Origin of the sequence: Deinococcus rhizophilus, from assembly GCF_030271215.1 — a bacterium.
Taxonomy (GTDB): domain Bacteria; phylum Deinococcota; class Deinococci; order Deinococcales; family Deinococcaceae; genus Deinococcus; species Deinococcus rhizophilus.
On sequence record NZ_JASNGB010000421.1, the window covers coordinates 1 to 386 of the forward strand.

Genomic DNA, 386 nt, shown 5'->3' on the forward strand with positions numbered 1-386 from the left:
GGTGGTCTCGCTGCCGCCCCCCCCGCTCAGGTTGCGGCCACGCGGCGCGTACAGCACGGCGCGGGGAGCGCGGGGCTGGATGTCCGCCAGCGCCCGGCGGGCGGTCGTCTCGTCCCCGTAGGGGCCGACCTGCGCGACGACCTGACTCCCCAGGTCGATGATGTACACCGGATACCCGGCGTCCGACACGCCCGAGGCGGCGCGGCGGGCCTCGGCCTCCGACCCAAAGGTGCCCAGGCTGATGCGGTAGTCGCTGCGCAGCGGCGTGCGTTCCTCGCTGGGGGCCACGGCATTGCCGGACCGGGCGGGGGCCGCTGGGGGGGCGGTCTCTGCGGGCTCCCGGGGTGCCGTGTCCGCCGGTTCGCCCGGTGGCGCGGCGGGCGGCG

The 386-nt window shown here is 78.0% G+C and carries 1 protein-coding gene; it reads right to left on the reverse strand.

Annotation, left to right across the window (positions count from 1 at the left end; translation table 11 throughout):
- Nucleotides 1-288: SPOR domain-containing protein (locus tag QOL99_RS17665; RefSeq protein ID WP_285525711.1), on the reverse strand; the 288-nt coding region annotated here is incomplete at its 3' end.
- Nucleotides 289-386 lie beyond the last annotated feature (98 nt).